The organism is Pedobacter foliorum (assembly GCF_013266735.1).
Taxonomy (GTDB): Bacteria; Bacteroidota; Bacteroidia; order Sphingobacteriales; family Sphingobacteriaceae; genus Pedobacter; species Pedobacter foliorum.
In genome coordinates this window covers 24,864-42,303 of sequence record NZ_JABSNU010000002.1, presented here as the reverse complement: position 1 = coordinate 42,303, position 17,440 = coordinate 24,864, and the positions used below count along the sequence as shown (strand labels likewise).

Here is a 17,440-nt window from a genome sequence, read left to right as displayed (position 1 = left end):
ATCTTGTAATAAGTTGCAACAAAAATACTACAATTTGCAATATATTGCAAATTAATTTTCTTAATATTGCATAATATTGCAAAACAATTATGATAAAGGCCGAAAGATTACAACAGATAATAGATCACATTACCAAAGAAGGCAAGGTACTTTTAGGGGATTTAAGCAAACTATTAAATGTTTCTGAAGACACCGTAAGGAGAGATATTAAAGAGCTATCTGATGAAGGTTTGCTTAAAGCAGTACGTGGTGGGGCAGTTCTGCACTCCCCTATTCCAAGACACTATAGAGAACGGGAGAATTATGATGTTGGTCACAAAGAGATAATTGCTGCCAAAGCCTTAAAGTTCATTAAAGATGGCCAGGTGATTATATTCGACGCCGGAACATCTGCATTAGCAGTCGCAACTAACTTACCTAAAGAACTAAATATAACTGTAGTAACCAACAACTTCCCCGTAGCCAACGTCCTCGAAGATCATCCAAATGCTGAGGTTATTTTTGTTGGTGGCCGATTAAATAAATCATCTTTCTCTACAATGGGGCATGATGCTATACAGGCCATTAAAAATGTGCGTGCCGACATTTGCTTTTTAGGCATTTGCAGTATCGACCTTAACCTTGGAGTTACCGGCCTAAATTACGAAGATAGCCAGATGAAGAAAGCCATGGTTGAAACATCCAAACATATCATTGCACTTTCAACATTTGAAAAATTAGATACAGCTGAAAATTACTACATCTGCGCAACAAACGAACTAGACACAATAATAACTGACATAGATCCAAAAGAAGGGAATCTACAGCACTATAAGGATGCAGGGATTGAAATTATCTAACCTCGTATCTATACACTTGCCTACCCAATAAACCATCGGCATTAATTCCTTCAACAGTTACACGGTAAGTTCCTTTATTATCCGAATTGAAAAAAGTGATTTTAGCTTTACCCTCCTTATTAGTAACTGTTGCAGGATTCCAGTAAATGGTACTTCTTAAATCTGCAAGAGGGCTATTCACTCCACTATTATCATATTTAGGTGCATAGAACTCCTTTACCGAAGCATAGCCTTTTGGAGCATAATACACTAAAGAAGGATCATAACCTGAGCGAAAATTACCATTCTTCGTATAAATCGCCATTACCGGTGGGGGCTTTGATCCACCAAACCTCCCTCTGAGTAACCTGGCTCTTACAGCGTAACTATCATAGGCAAAATATACTTTACTAATGTTTGATCCATCTCCCAATAGTAGCTCCTGAAAATCACAACTTTCAAGCAGCCATCCATCAATAGTTACGGCATACACTTCTGGCTCTGATTTGGGACGTGCCACCCACATAGGCCCGCAATCTACCGACGTGACGAGTTCAAAAAATACACTTTTGTTATTGTCCATTTTCTCCAGACAGTCTTTAAACGTGCCACAATTTTGTCCTGGATTTGGTCTAAAAACCTGGTCGGCCTGGCTTTCAAGTATGGTGTTACCAAATTTAGGCAGCTTACTTGCCTGAATCCGGACTTCTTTCAATTGCTGATTACGCCCCATTCGACCATGTTTTTGCATATCCAGATCTTGCTTTACACTATTTTCTATAGATGCCATGAGCGCCTTAGGAATATCTGAATTGATATCGCCAATATTAACATTTGGCGTAACATCTTGTCCAACGACCTTATCAATCTGTACCTCCAATCTTTTACCATTTTTTACTGTCCTACCCTGAATAGTAAAATCAATTCCTTCAGTAATCAGAAGATTACTGAACTTAAACTGCCCTTTGCTATCAGAAACCGTATCTAAAACTAAGCCTAGCTTATTATTAATTAGCGTAACCTTACCACCAGCCATAGGTTTACCGCTCAATGTCATTAGCTTTCCGGTAATGTTGGTTACCAGCTTTTCTGCTTTATATATTGGGGGAATTTGTTTACCTGAAATCAGGTCTTTCCAGACAAATCTTCTATAACCCTGAGTAAGCATTAAAATATCAAGATTCGTTTTGGTTTCCTCTGTTGGGTTGTAAAAATAATAATTAGGTTTCTCTATATAACCTTTTATATCAGCGCTCAATAACAATTGAGAGAATATAGAATTCTCGTTAGTTTCATCTGAAGGAACTACCCCCTCATCAATTACCGACACCGAAAAATTAACCACTAAAGGTTTCCCCACAGCATCTTTAGCATCCAGGTCTATTTCGACTTTCTCTCTTAGCGAATATTCTTTTTTAGAACTACTAACTTTCAAATCCATACGATCATTCTTTTGTACAAAAACAATCCTTTCATTAAGTGGATCACCGGATTTAGAAAAGAGCGTAAATTGTAAAATACCAGAAGAAAAGCCCTTTGAAGGAATTGGAATTGAAGTAACCGATTTACTAATGGGAATGTCGGCCGCATATTGCAGATCACCTCCTGATTGGGCGACTAAACTGACAACTTGATCTCCTTTTTTCAAAATGGAACTGCCCGCTCCTATCCTTACCAAAATGGTATCGGCTCCAGAATTGTTGTACACAGAAAGCGCATAAGCATCACTAACTGCTTTAGGCAGCTTTAACATATTTACGGATCCATCGGGATAGGTTATCTTTACCTGATAGGTCTTACCTTGTTCCGGTTTCAAACTAAAATATCCCATACCAAAATGTGTAGTTTCCAATTTGGCAACCTCATTATTTTCATTGTCAATTACAACTCCCTGTACCAACACCCCTAAACCATTTACCCCAATTGCTTTTACCCCCACCTTTGTTATTATATCATTTACAAGATTTCCACCCTCGGGGAAAAATTGGACATCAGTTTGCTGCGAAGCCCTTTTAATAGGGAACGATTTAGGAACATTTTCACCATCCGCAATGGTGATCCTTGTTAAAACATAAGCACTACCTTTACTTTCTTTCTTTCGATCTGGCAGGTTTATGCTCAGCTCTCCCAACTCATTCGTCTTACCTCCACCAGTAACAATTGATTCAAAGCCTTCTTTTAATTCGTACCTAACAGCTTTATCGGCATACGGTTTTCCTTTTTGATCGGTGTATTTTATCAGCGCCTTTACTTTTGTTTGCGCTCCATCTTTGGTATAGATGTAATCTATTTTCGCAAACACAGTATTTGCTGCAGAGTTACCTACACTAAAAGTTCTATCGTAGAAGTAATCTGGCCCTGCATTACGCATCCATTGGGTATAAGCTCTTAAGCGATAATTCCCTTCACGAATAGAGGTATCAGAGAGCACGATACTCCCCTTAGCCATTCCTGCCATAAGCGGCAACTTAAGCGACTGAGCAAGAGAATCACCTTCATTAATCAGATCTACATATACTGCACCACTTAATGCAGATAGCTGATGCTTGGCTCCTATTGTTACATAGGCCTTAAACCAAATGGTATCACCAACAACATAATAAGGTTTATCTGTATGCAGGTAAACCTTTTCCTGAGGATTATTGTCCGTCCAGCTCTGTAGAGATGCTAAAAGCTTCTCTATCGGATCTTCGTCTTTCGACACAAAGGCCAAAAAGATTAATATAAATAGTGTGAAAATAGCGAAAAGAGAAACTTTCAATTTCATAATTACATTATTAAATAAGATTACTCAATCAATTCACGGTATAACGATAAACCTGTCTACCCAGTAAACCATCGGCATTAATTCCTTCAACAGTTACGCGGTAAGTTCCTTTATTATCTGAATTGAAATAAGTAAGTTTAACTTTACCCTCCTGATCTGTAACTGTAGCTGGATTCCAATAAATTGTACTTCTTAAATCTGTCAACGGGTTACTAGCTGCAGGATTATCATATTTAGGTGCATAAAATTCTTTTACAGCACTAAACCCTTTTGGTGTATAATAAACCACCGAAGGATCATACTTTTTACGAAAATTGCCGCTTTTAGTATAAATTGCCATTACTGAAGGAGGGTCCTTTGGGTCAAATCTGGCCATGTAACTGGCCAATAATCTTGCAGACATAACCCTGCTTTGATAGGAGAAATATATCTTTCTTATATCAGAAACATCAGATAAAAGAAGCTCCTGATAATCCTCAGGTTCAATTAACACATCATCTATTAATGTAACATAATTTCCTTTTAACTGCCATAGTCCACCTTTATTCAATGTAAATGAAACCCTTGTTTTATCCATTTCTTCTAAACACTCTTTAAGTGTTGCGCATGGCCTCCGACTATCCGGCTTAAACACCTCATCTGCCTGATTTTCATTGATATGATTTCCAAACCCCCACTTTTTGCTTGCACTTACCTGAACTTCCCTTAGCTGCTGCACTCGACCTGTCTTTCCATGTTTTTGCAAATCCATATCCTGTTCAATATTATTTTCTATTGAGGCTTTAAGCACTGCAGGTATATTGGTATTAATATCTCCTATATTCACGTTAGACGTTGGCTCATGCTGCGTCACTTTATCAAGCTGAAGCTCTAATCTTTTTCCATTTTTCAATGTCCTCCCCTGAAGCATGAAATCAATTCCCTCGGTAATAAGCAGATTGCTGAACTTAAACAATCCATTATTATCGGATACGGTATCTAAAATCAACCCTAGCTTATTATTCATTAATGTAACCTTACCCCCTGCAACAGGCTTATTCCCCAAAGTAGCTAACTTACCTGTAATGTCAGTAACCAACTTTTCCGCTCTATATATTGGTGGCACTTGTTTACCTGATATCAAATCCTTCCAAACAAATCTCCTATATCCTTGAGTAAGCATTAAGATATCAAGATTTGCCTTGGTTTCATCTGTAGGTTTATAAAAATAGTAATTAGGTTTCTCTATATAACCCCTTATATCAGAACTTAGCAGCAGTTGAGAAATTATCGTACTTTCTGTAGTTTCATCGGAAGGAACTATAGTTTCATTAATTACTGACACTGAAAAATCCCCGACAAGAGGTTTACCCGAAGCGTCTTTGGCATCAATTTCCATCTCTACTTTTTCCCGCACACCATATTCCTTTTTTGAACTATTAATTTTCAAATCCATCAGATCATTTCTCTGTAAAAAGACAACCCTTTCATTCAGAGGACTACCCTCTTCAGAAAACAAACTGATCTGCAAAATTCCGGACGGAAAATCTTTAGCGGAAATAGGAATAGAAGTAGCAGCTTTATTAATAACAATACTAGCTGCATATTGAACTGTACCTCCACATTGAGCTACCAGACTAACAGCCTGACCTTCCTTTTTCAAAGTAGAACCATTAGCATTTACCCTTACCAATATGGTATCAGTTTCCGGGTTGTTATACACAGAAAGCACATACCCATCATTAACTGCGTCAGGCAGCTTCAAGATGTTAACTGATCCATCAGTGTAAGTTATTTTTGCCTGATAGGTTTTACCCTGCTCAGGTGTCAGTTGAAAATACCCCATCCCAAGATGCTTACTTTCCAGCTCTGCCACCTCTTTATCTTCGCTATCTATAACTACTCCCTTTACAGGAACCCCCAGCCCATTGGTACCAGTTGCCTTAAATCCTATTCTTGACCTCACTCCATTAACCAAACTACCCCCTTCAGGAAAAAACTGAACATCTGTTTTTAATGAGGCGGTTTTTATTGGAAATGATTTGACAATATTTGCATCCTTGGCAATAGCAATCTTTGTTAATAAGTATGAGTTCAAAACGTCCCCAGGTTTTGAATCTGGAATGTTCACAGAGATTTCGCCAAGTTCATTGGTGTTACCGCCTCCGGTTGCAAGTAGCTTATAGCTTTTTCTTAACTCATACCTGATGGGCTTATCCACATAAGGTTCACCTTTCTGATTGGTGTATTTTAATAGTGCCTTTACTTTGGTACTTGTTCCATCTTGAGTGTAGATGTAATCAATTTTTGCAAAAACAGCGTTAGCTACAGAATTACCTATACTAAAGGTTCTGTCGTAAAAATAGTCAGAACCCGCATTGCGCATCCACTGGGTATAAGCCCTCAAACGATAATTTCCTTCAGGTAAAACTGTATCAGATAAAACAATATTTCCCTTGGCCATCCCAGCGGTCAAAGGGAGTTTAAGCGACTGGGCAACTGAATCACCCTCATTAATCAGATCCACATAAACAGCTCCACTTAATGCCGAAAGTTGATTTTTACTTCCTATGGTTACGTATGTTTTAAACCATATGGTATCACCAACAATATAATAGGGTTTATCGGTATGCAGATAGATTTTTTCTTGGGGATTAGTATCTGTCCATTTCTGCAAAGCAGTTACCAGCTTTTCAACTGGGTCTTCATCTCGACTTGTAAAAGCCAACACACCAATTAGAGTTATTGCACAAAATAGAAAAAGGGAGCGCTTCAATTTCATAGTTGTCTTTGTATTTGATAACACTTCGGTTATCAAATACAAAGACAACTATGAGGTCCCAATTGGGGACAAATCATTCAAGAAAAATATCTTTTACTTAACTTCGTATTTATACACCTGTCTGCCTAACAAACCATCCCCATTAATACCTTCAATAACTACCCTGTAAACACCCTTGGTATCTCCATTAAAAAAGCTAATTTTCCCTTTTCCATTTGCACCAACCAACACTCCAGGATTCCAGTAAACGGTACTTCTTAAATCAGTTATACGACTGTTGCTATCATAAACCGGAGCATAAAATTCCTTTACGGGATTAAAGCCTCTTGGCGCGTAACTTACAACTTCAGGATTATATCCTGAACGTAATATTCCAACTCCCCTTTTCGTTGACAAGAACAAGCAAGGCCCTCCAGCCATACTGATTATAGCCGCATTAGTACGAGCAACATCTACCCTTTCAATATCCAGAGGATCTAAATAAAACAGATCCTGAACTTCACAATCGTTAATTCTTCTACCATCCACAAATACCCCCATTTTTTCATTTCTTGTAAATGGCAAGGTTACAGGTCCACAATCAGCCTCAGAAGATCTAAAATCAACATTGCCAATTGTAGCTCTTAACCATTCCAAAAGTGTCCCATATGCCTGTACATTATTTGGTCTGTAAGTAAAATCTGCATGTCCATCCAATATAAGGTCATAGCCAAATGCTCTCTTACGCTTTTTCGCACTTATTATTACTTCTTTAAGTTGTTGTGCTCTTCCCATTTGACCGTTCCTTACCATTTCAGCATCCTGCTTTTTACTATTCTCAAGCGAAGCTAACATTGACTTACCCAGATCAGTATCCAAATCACCAATATTAAAATTTGGTGTTCTGTCCTGATCACGAATCTTATCAACTTTTATTTCTACGTTTTTACCACCTTTTGCGTTTCTACCTTGAACGGTAAAGCTGATCTCATTCGTAATTAAGAGATCACTAAATTTATAATAACCCTGTGCATTCGTTACGGTATCAATTACCACCCCTAATTTATTATTTATCAAGGATATCTTTCCACCAGCTATGGGCTTCTCTCCCAAACTCAATAATCTTCCTGTAACATTAGTGGTTAATTTTTCCGCTTGAAAAGCAGGCTGAAATGGCTTACCAGCCGTTATATCTTTCCAAACAAATCTTCTGTAGCCCTGGGTAAGCATTAAAAGATCAAGATTTGCTTTAGTTTCTTCAGTAGGATTGTTAAAATAATAGCTAGGCTTCTCTATGTAGCCCTTTATGTCAGAGCTTAACAATATTTGAGAAAATATGGTACTTTCTTTCGTCTCATCAACCGGAACAGCATCTTCACTAACTACAGATACTGAAAAATTACCTCCTACAGGAGCGCCGCTTCCATCAGCTACATTTAAGTCTATTTCTACCTTTTCCTTTCCTGCATAAACTTTTTTAGCTGTAGATAATTTAACATCCATCTGATCATTGTTCTGGATAAAAATTACCCTTTCGTTCATCGGGTCACCGGTAGAAGAGAACAATGTAAATTGAGTTATTCCGGATGGCAAATCCTTTGCAGGTATCGATAGAGAAGTTTGCGCCTTACTTATTGGCATACTGCTTGCGTAACTAACGCTACCACTAGCTTGAGCAATCAGACTAACTGTTTGGGCCCCTTTTTCAATAATAGAAGGATTGGCCACAATACGTACAAGTACCGTATCTGTTTCAGTATTGTTAAAAACAGAAAGAACGTATCCGCTTTCCTGAACTGCCGGTAATTTAATCGATTTTTCAGAACCATCAGGATAAGTCACTTTTGCCTGATAAGATTTGCCCTTTTCAGGAAGCAATCTAAATTGTCCCATTCCAAGATGGGTTGTCTCAAAAGTTCCTACTTCTTTACTATCATTATCAATGATAACCCCTTTAATTGGCACACCTAATCCATCAGTCCCTGTTGCTTTAAATGCAACCCTAGTGCGTATTCCACTTACTAACGGTCCACTTTCCGGAAAAAACTGAACATCCGTTTGTGTTGATATGCTTTTAATTGAAAAATCCTTGACCACTATTTCCTTTTCTCTCGTTTGAAGCTTCGCTGTCAGATGCTTATCCTGTAACTTACCCGATTTACCGCCATCTAATTTTATCTTTAGCTGCCCATAATTATCCGTTTCTTTATTACCACTAAATACTTTCTCATAGCCATTTTCTAAAAGCGCATAGTCGACATGCCTATTACTTAAAGCCTCACCTTTATCATTGGAATAGGTTAATACAGCGGTTACAACATCCTTCGATCCATCTTTACTATATTCATAGCCTATTTTACAAAAAACAGTGTTAGCAACTGAGTTACCAACCCTAATTACTTTATCGTAAAAAAAAGCAGGATCAGAATTACGCATCCATTGTGTATAGGCCCTAATCCGGTAATTACCATCGTGAGAACTACTATCCGGCAATACAAAACTACCCTTAGTCATACCCGCTATAAGAGGTAGCTTTAATGATTGAGCAAGTGAATCTGCCTCATTATAAAGATCAACATATACTGCGCCACTAAGTGCAGAAAGCTGGTGCTTGCTTCCAATAGTTACATAAGTTTTAAACCAGATGGTATCACCCACCATGTAATAAGGTTTATCAGTGTGAAGGTATACTTTTTCCTGTGGTTGGGTTTCTGTCCATTTTTGCAGCGATGCTACTAATTTTTCTACAGGATCAGTATCCTTTGGCGTAAAAGAGAAAGCCCCGACAACTAATAGCACAGGAATCGCAATTTTAAGAGCGTTTTTAAATTTCATACGGTTTGTTCTGGTTGGTTAGAATTTCATAAATATAAAAAATTATCATGAAGCGCATATTTATTAGGTGTAAAAATTAAGAGATAATTACTTACTAACTTCTTTAGGTAACAGCAGTTTATATCGACTACTTCCAATAACGCCGTTCATATTACTTCCCTCAATGGTTACAGTATACGATCCTGGAATATCAGCAGTATAAAAAGACACATTTGCTTTTCCCTGAGCATCTGTTACAACGTTTGGCTCCCAATGTATAGTTGCCCTTAAATCTGGATTCATCGCTGAAGCGCTCGTAGCAACATACTTTGCCCGGTAAAATTCCTGCGGATACATAATTGGGAGAGGTCGGTAAAAAGCGACATCAGGTTTGTTAATTCTATGCCAGCCGGTACCACTAAAGGTTGTTAATAGAGCAACAGCCATCTCAACCTCCCTTCTTGAGGTATTTGGCTGTTTTCCCCCATTTTCTCCAAATTTCGCTGCATAGTTAGCCATAGCAACCCCTGCAGACCCCACACCTGTACCCCCTGCAGATCCCGCACCACTACCCCCAGTAAATGCAGATTTAGCTGCTCTGGTATAGAAAACCTCCAACCCCCTAAAAGTGGCAATTTTAAAGTCTTCCAAATCCTGTTTAATATCCTCAACTCTTGGATCAATTACATCATGTACATCACTATAAAACATGGGAAGTGGTTTTCCATCAATACTAATCATCAAATCATAATTATTCATCTTCATCTTTGCAAAGCCATCTTCAAAAACCACTCTAAATCCGGGCACTTTTTGTTTAAGTAACTGATACAGACTCATCACCGCAGATTCTTTGATGTCCTTTTCATCAAAAACCAAATCAGCTGGTTTACCCTTATTAAATGAACCCTTTATGACCTTTTTATCAACAATCTTAACCTCTTTTAAAGGAATACCTCCAGCATTCAACTTTTCTTCTTTTAATAGGATAGCTTTATTTTTAACGTAGTTCAGTTGGGTACTATCAGTGTTTACATACCAGGGCATTATTTTATTTCTAAACATTTCTTCGGCCGGAGGAAACAGTTGTCGATCTACTTCTACTTCTCCAAAATTCATAGTTTTCCCCTTTGGACTTCTGGCCTGAATAAAGAAAGATCCGGAATCAATTTGAGGCAAAGCCGAGAACATAAATTTGCCTTGCGGATCAGTTATTGCAGTTGTTATAAAAAACGGTTTTTGTGAAGATATCAGCATTTGAGCTCCAGATATAGGTTTTTTAAAAAGATTGGTCACTCTACCTGTTACTTTAAACTCCTTCTCAGCAATAAATTTAGGCGCTGCTGATTCATTAAATACATCATCCCATTTGTAGCCTGTCCACCCCTGCGTAAGCATAAGGTTATCAAGCGCTGTCCAGGTTTGCTTATCTTTCTTACTTAAGTAATACCCGGGAGTTTCTATTACACCCTTCAATCCTGCATTTAATAACAAACTAGCTGCAATATCATGATTCCCTAAACTATCTGCCCTAACTTGCGAATCATCAGTTACCGATAAAGAGAAGCTCCCTGATACCGGATTTCCGTTTACATCTTTTACCTCAATAGCCAAAGCAACACTATCTCTTTTTAGGAAGTTTCTTTTATTAGGCACTACATTAACCGTGGCCAGATCCTGATGATCGACAAATACAATACGCTCATTTAAAGGACGCTTTCCTTTCAACAAAGTAAACCTGGCTATGCCTGTTGCAAACTTACTTTTACCTATCATCAGCTTAGGTTTCTTAAAATCCACCTGTTCTGCATAACACACTATTCCTCGTGAAGTACCTATTACATAATAAGTACTATCAGAATTAATGGCGCCCGAAGTAGCCATTACATTAACTTCAAGAGAGTCACTTTCCCTATTATTAACCACATGCAAAACAGTTCCAGTGGATTTTACCAATGGCAAAGAATAACTTTTATCATTTTCTAGTGGCCTAGTTAACCTAGCTGTATATTTTTCACCATCCTTAGGGATAAATTCAAATGATCCCATCCCATTAACTAAACTGGCAATTGGAGCAATCACATTTCCTTTACTATCATAAACATCCCCTTCAAAATTCACTCCTTTTCCATCTTCGGCCACTGCTTTAAAACCAACAAACGATTTTAATCCTGCTACTAGTGCACCACCCTCAGGTAGAAATTGTAGATCAATATTTTGCTGACGTTTAATATTCAATGGGACACTTAGTACCTGACTCCCATCATTTTTTGCCAGACTTTTAATATCTATTCTTATGTTTTTGCCATCAGCCTTTTCTTTGAGATTAAACATCAGTGCTAAATCCCCCTCATTAGTAGTTCTAAGTTCTTCCTTAAAGAGCAACTTATCACCTTCCATTACTCTAATCCCTACGTCACGCAATCCAAGAGGAACTTTATCAGAACGCATCAGGTTAATATTTACTTTAACTTGATCTTTGTCTGCCACTTTATCAATTGTTGCCTCCGATTTCACTAGCCATATATTCTGACTAGGCTTACCTAAATAAAAACGCTTATTAAACAAATAATCATCTCCAAAATTCTGCATCCAATTGGTATAAGCACGTAAGGTGTATCCCCCTTCATGAAAAATCTTTGCAGGCAATGGGATTTGTCCCCAGCCTAAACCTTGCTTTATAGGAATACTTATTCTTCTAACTACCTCAGCACTATCATCATTAAGTTCAACATACAGCAACCCGCTTTTTTCTGAAGCAGATAAATAAGAAGGATCAAATAAATATGCTTTAAACCAAATCGTATCACCCAGATTATAGTAAGGTTTATCAGTATGTAGGTAAACCTTCTCCTCTGGTAGTTTACTATGAAAATCCTGTAATGCCGAAACTACACCTTTAGCATTCTGAACTATCGGTTGCTGAGCCTGAAACTCCCCGCCTTCTACTTTATACCTATAAACCTGCCTACCTAGTTCACCCGCAGCATTAATTCCTTCAACAATCACCTTATAGTTCCCTGCTACATCGGAATTAAAGAAATCAAATGTGGTTTTCCCTGCATCGAAAGTTCTTATTCCGGGATTCCAATATACAGTTGAGCGGTAATCTGGAGCCTGATTATTGAGCCCCGGACGATCATATCTTGGCGAATAAAATTCGCGGGCTTTATTAAAACCTCTGGGCAGAAAATTAACTATACTCGGGTCATATTTAGTTTTCCTTGATTTATAAGTTGTGATTAACAAAGCAGCTCCTTTCAAATATGATTTCAAAGCAGCATTCTGCCTAACAACTTCAATTTTAGCAACATCTGTAGCATCTATTGTATTTGAGGAAAATATATCAGCTGTTTCGCTAACATCAAGCTTCCTGCCATTTAAAATAACCTGTAAAGGAACCCATTTAGGTGGTGAAAAATCTGTTTCAAGATAATGAGGATATAGAAGAATCTTTTCAGGTCCATTAATATACTCTCTAAACTGCACGCCTTGCAACCTACCTTGCAAACAAATACTTAAGCTGGCACAGGTTTCCGGATTATCAATTATATAAGTTTGATCAGCATGACCTTCAGGAATTACCATCGCACCTTGAGGCGAATAATTTTCAATCTGCAGCTTTTTTGCGCTGATTTTCACTTCCCGTAGTCTCTGTACCCTATCCAGTTTACCCATCTTTACCAATACTTCCTCCTGCTTTCTGCTATTTTCCAAATAGGCTTTAGTTGTACCCGTGATATCAGTATTTACATCCGGTAAATTTTTATTTCTACCTAGGTTCTGTTCCGGAAGTTGATCCAAAATCACCTCTACTTTATTTTTATTCTTTTCTGTCCGGGCCTGTACGCTAAATTTCACACTATCAGTTAAAACCAGCTGATCAAACTTAAATCGTCCGAGCGTATCAGTAGTTGTTCCTTCCAGTATGCCAGCTCTCATCGACATTAATGTTACTTTTCCTTTAACTACAGGCTTATTTGTTAGCGACACTGCCTTTCCAGAAATCACTGTCCCTAACTTTTCGGACATAAACTCTGGTTTAACCGAAGAACCACTTAAAAGTTCTTTCCAGGTAAAGCGTCTATACCCCTGTGTCAGCATCAGGTTATCTAAGGCTTTATCTAAAGATTCACTTTCCGCATTAAAATAATAATTGGGCTTCTCCACATACCCTTTAATATCTGAAGTAAGCAATGTTGAGGATAATATAGTATGCTCATTACTTTCGTCCAGAGGCACTTTATCCTCATTAATAACAGTTACCGAGAAATTTCCTGCTACAGGTTTCCCATTTGAATTAAAAGCTTGAAGTCCTACACTTACATTTTCTCTCAATTTGTAGCTCTGCTTTGCGGTTGTAATCTCCAGTTTCATCTGGTCGTTGTTCTTTATAAAAGCAACCCTTTCATTTAAAGGCTCACCACTTTCATTAAACAGCGTAAACTGAGCTATTCCTGTCGGAAAATCTTTCTTCAGCAGCCAGATTGAGTTTACGGATTTAGTAATATCAAGTGATGTAGCATAAATTATTTCACCTCCGGATTGCCCAATAAGGCTAACTTTTAATGGAGTACCAGTCATAACAGGCGATGTATTTACCCTTACCAGTACGCTATCTTTATTTGGTTGATAAACAGCAAGTACATACCCCTTATTTTCTGCTTTAGGCAAAGCAATAGACCCTTCCGAACCATCAGGATAGGTTATTTTCGCGGTATAAGCTCTTCCTTCTTCGGGCCTCAAATTAAAGACCCCCATTCCTGCATGCTGGCTTTCAAAGTCAGCAACATCATTTCCTAGCTCATCTACCACCTTTCCTTTAACCGAAACACCTTTCCCATCCATTCCTACAGCCTTAAAACCTACTCTTGAAGCAACCCCATTTACCAAACCACCACCTTCTGGAAAAAATTGAATGTCACTATTTAAAAATCCTGCCTTTATTGCAAAATCTTTAGTAATCTTTAATTTACTATCAGTTTCTATAGTTGTTTGGATATAAGCTCCCTGTAGATTTGCAGCCTTATCATTCTGAACATTTATATAAATGACTCCATTAGCATCTGTTTTTACAGTTTTGGTTGTTATGGTTTCCCCATGCGCTACTACCCGATAACTCACCGATCGTCCTGAAATGGCTTGCCCCTCATCGTCACTATAACTCAATTGGGCAGTTATTACCGGTTTGTTATCAATTACCTTATACTGATAATCAACTTTAGAAATAATCTCATTGCTATATGGGCTACCGACAATAAAAGTACGGTCATAGAAATAATCCTCACCTGTATTTCGCATCCATTGGGTATAAGCCCTTACCCGATAATTCCCTTCTTTAAGCTCTTCATTTAAACTAAAATTACCCATTGCCATACCAGCAGTAACCGGTAGTTTTAAAGATTTTTCTATCGAATCTCTTTCATTTATTAGATCTACATACAGTGCACCACTTAATGCAGATAGCTGATGCCTGCTACCAACAGTTACATAGGCCTTAAACCAAATGGTATCGCCAAGTGCATAATAAGGCTTATCGGTATGTAAATACACTTTTTCCTGTGGATTAGTTTCTATCCATTTCTGCAATGCGGTTACTAATCTCTCAACCGGTCCTTGATCCTTTGGCACAAAGGCCAGAAAAGTTAGGACTGATAACATCAGCCCAATCCTAAGGAATCTTATGAAGCTTTGATTTTCCATTGTTTTAAATATGATTGCGTATATATAAACAAAGACATCTCAGAACAACAGAATAGGGACAACAGCTTAATTTATTTCACTGTGTACCTATAAACCAATCTCCCTAATTCACCTGCAGAGTTAATCCCCTCTACAACAACCTTGTAAATCCCAGGTTCATTCGCATTATAAAAATCAAAGAGACCCGTACCTTCATTATTAGTTTTCACAGCAGGATTCCAGTAAATCGTAGAACGAAAATCAGGAATCCTATTATTTTTATCCCCATTTTCATATCTGGGCTCATAGAATTCACGCCCTTTATCAAAACCCTTTACCGAAAAATTGACAATATTTGGGGTATATCTTTTATTTCTCAGGTAACCTCTTTTTGTGTAAATAAGAATAGAGGATCTCCCCAACAACCCTATCAATGCCAAATTGCTCCTAACCACCTCAATTTTAACAATATCAACAGGATCTATGTCATTGTTATCAAATATTCCAGCAATCTCCATATCGTCCTCAATTTTTCTTCCGTTAACTATAACCTGCATAAGACGCACTGAATCAGCTAAAGTATCATGATATAATGGATAATTGTTAACTACCCCATCTTTTCCTCCCTTCCCGAAACGCACCCCATGTAATCTTCCTTGTAAACAAATCCCTAAATTGGCACAAACTTCAGGTTTTTCAAGAAAAAAGGTTTGATCAGCATGTCCTTCAGGAATCTGCATCATTCCCTGAGGAGCAAGTTTTTCACTTTCCCTTTTCTTGGCTATTATTTTTACTTCTTTAAGCCTTTGAACATGACTTAACTTGCCGAACTTAGGCAATGCCTGATCCTGATTTCGACTATTTTCAAGATAGACTTTAATATCTGTGCTAGTGCCATTACCAACATCCGGCAAATTTCTATTCTTAGTAATACCCTCCACCTGAGCACTATCTAATATTACCTCAACATTTTTTCGGTTATCACTTGTCTTGCCCTGCACTACAAACTTAAAACCATCTTTAAACATTAAGTCTTCGAACTTAAATCTTCCATCAGAAAATGTCCTGGCATCTTCCATGATACCTCCATTTAATGAAAGCAGATTCACTTTTGCATTTACAAGTGGTTTATTCCCTAATGTAACTACCTTTCCAGAAATTTCTATACCCGACTTTTCCGTTTTGTAAACTGGAGTAAAAGCCTGACCAAGACTCTTCCACACAAACCTCCGATAGCCTTGCGTCAACATCAGATTATCCAAAGCTCTACTAGTTTCTTCGGTTTCATTAATAAAATAATAGTTAGGCTTTTCTATATAGCCTTTCAAATCAGAACTAAGCAATAGGTTTGACAGTATTGTACTTTCCGAAGCCTCATCAAATGGCACCTTACCCTCATTAATTACAGTTACAGAGAAATTTCCGGCCACAGGTTTTCCTGATGGATTTTTTGATTCTAACTCTATCTCAACATTTTCTTTAGTATTGTAACTTGTCTTTTCAGTTTCCACCTTCAATTGCATCAGATCCCTGCTTTTAACAAATGCGATCCTTTCATTCAAAGGCTCGCCTTCATTATTGAACAAGGTAAACTGGGCAATTCCTGTAGGAAAACTACCTTTGGCGAGTCGTATTGATGTTATCGGTTTGGTTATTTTTATTGAAGAAGAATAAATAACCTCTCCAGAGGATTGCACGATTAGAGCAACAGTTTTTGCCGACTGATACAAACCTGAAGAAGCTTTAATACTGACACTTAAACTATCTTTATTATCCTGATTAATTGAAACAGCGTAACCATCATCACTCACTTTAGGAAGCATTATTTGTTTTTCTGATCCATCCGGGTAAATTATTTCTGCCACATAACTCTTCCCTAATTCTGGCTTTAGATTAAAAGCCCCCATCCCGGCATGCAAGCTAGAGAAACCAGCAATTTCTTTACCCTCATTGTCTTTTATTTTACCTTTAATACTTATTCCGGCACCATTAATTCCAATAGCTTTAAAAGCTACTTTAGATGTTATCCCATTAACTAAATCTCCACTTTCCGGAAAAAACCGAACATCACTCTCAGAAAGTTCACCCTTAACATCAGTCTTTTTATTTTCCTTTCCTTTAGTTTCCTTCTTTGCAATCGGGGAATTCGTTTTGGCATCCGCACTGTTAAGAAAGGGATCACCTACAATGAAAGTACGGTCAAAAAAATAATCTTTATCCGAATTACGCATCCATTGCGTATAAGCTCTTAGTCTATAGTTACCCTCTTTAAAATCATCTGCTAATATCAAATCTCCGGCCGACGTTCCTTTAGTCAATTGAAGCTTAAGCGTTTTCTGTATGGAGTCTCTTTCGTTAATCAGATCTACATACACTATCCCACTATGGGTTGATGGCTTATGTCTGCTCCCACTTGTTACATAAGCTTTAAGCCAAATGGTATCACCAACTGCATAATAAGGCTTATCAGTATGCAAGTAAACTTTTTCCTGTGGATTAGTTTCAACCCATTTTTGCAAAGATGCAATTAGCTTATCAACCGGATCATTATCACCGGGAATAAATGCTAAAACCAGAATTACAACGGAAAAGAAAGGAATGTAGAGCGCTCGTTTCATAATA

General features: G+C 37.8%; 6 protein-coding genes. 1 reads left to right on the top strand and 5 read right to left on the bottom strand.

From position 1 onward, the window contains the following. Positions 1 to 89: 89 nt before the first annotated feature. Positions 90 to 839 (top strand): DeoR/GlpR family DNA-binding transcription regulator, encoded by a 750-nt coding sequence (locus HQN83_RS04030; RefSeq protein WP_173088903.1) that lies wholly within the window; start codon positions 90 to 92, stop codon positions 837 to 839. Here HQN83_RS04030 and HQN83_RS04025 read toward each other — a convergent pair. From HQN83_RS04025 to HQN83_RS04005, 5 genes are all read right to left on the bottom strand, one after another. Next, positions 832 to 3,585 (bottom strand): carboxypeptidase-like regulatory domain-containing protein, encoded by a 2,754-nt coding sequence (locus HQN83_RS04025; protein WP_173088901.1) that lies wholly within the window; start codon positions 3,583 to 3,585, stop codon positions 832 to 834. The genes HQN83_RS04030 and HQN83_RS04025 overlap by 8 nt on opposite strands. A gap of 28 nt (positions 3,586 to 3,613) precedes the next feature. After that, positions 3,614 to 6,346 carry a carboxypeptidase-like regulatory domain-containing protein gene (locus HQN83_RS04020; RefSeq protein WP_173088899.1) on the bottom strand — a complete coding sequence of 911 codons (2,733 nt, stop codon included), beginning with the start codon at positions 6,344 to 6,346 and terminating at the stop codon, positions 3,614 to 3,616. Between the two features lie 93 nt (positions 6,347 to 6,439). Then, positions 6,440 to 9,160 carry a carboxypeptidase-like regulatory domain-containing protein gene (locus HQN83_RS04015; protein ID WP_173088898.1) on the bottom strand — a complete coding sequence of 907 codons (2,721 nt, stop codon included), beginning with the start codon at positions 9,158 to 9,160 and terminating at the stop codon, positions 6,440 to 6,442. 87 nt (positions 9,161 to 9,247) lie between these two features. Further along, positions 9,248 to 14,797: a hypothetical protein gene (locus tag HQN83_RS04010; protein ID WP_173088896.1), complete on the bottom strand. Its 5,550-nt coding sequence runs from the start codon at positions 14,795 to 14,797 to the stop codon at positions 9,248 to 9,250. Between the two features lie 113 nt (positions 14,798 to 14,910). Further along, complete coding sequence (locus tag HQN83_RS04005) at positions 14,911 to 17,436, bottom strand: carboxypeptidase-like regulatory domain-containing protein (RefSeq protein ID WP_173088894.1); 2,526 nt, start codon at positions 17,434 to 17,436, stop codon at positions 14,911 to 14,913. Positions 17,437 to 17,440: the final 4 nt, after the last annotated feature.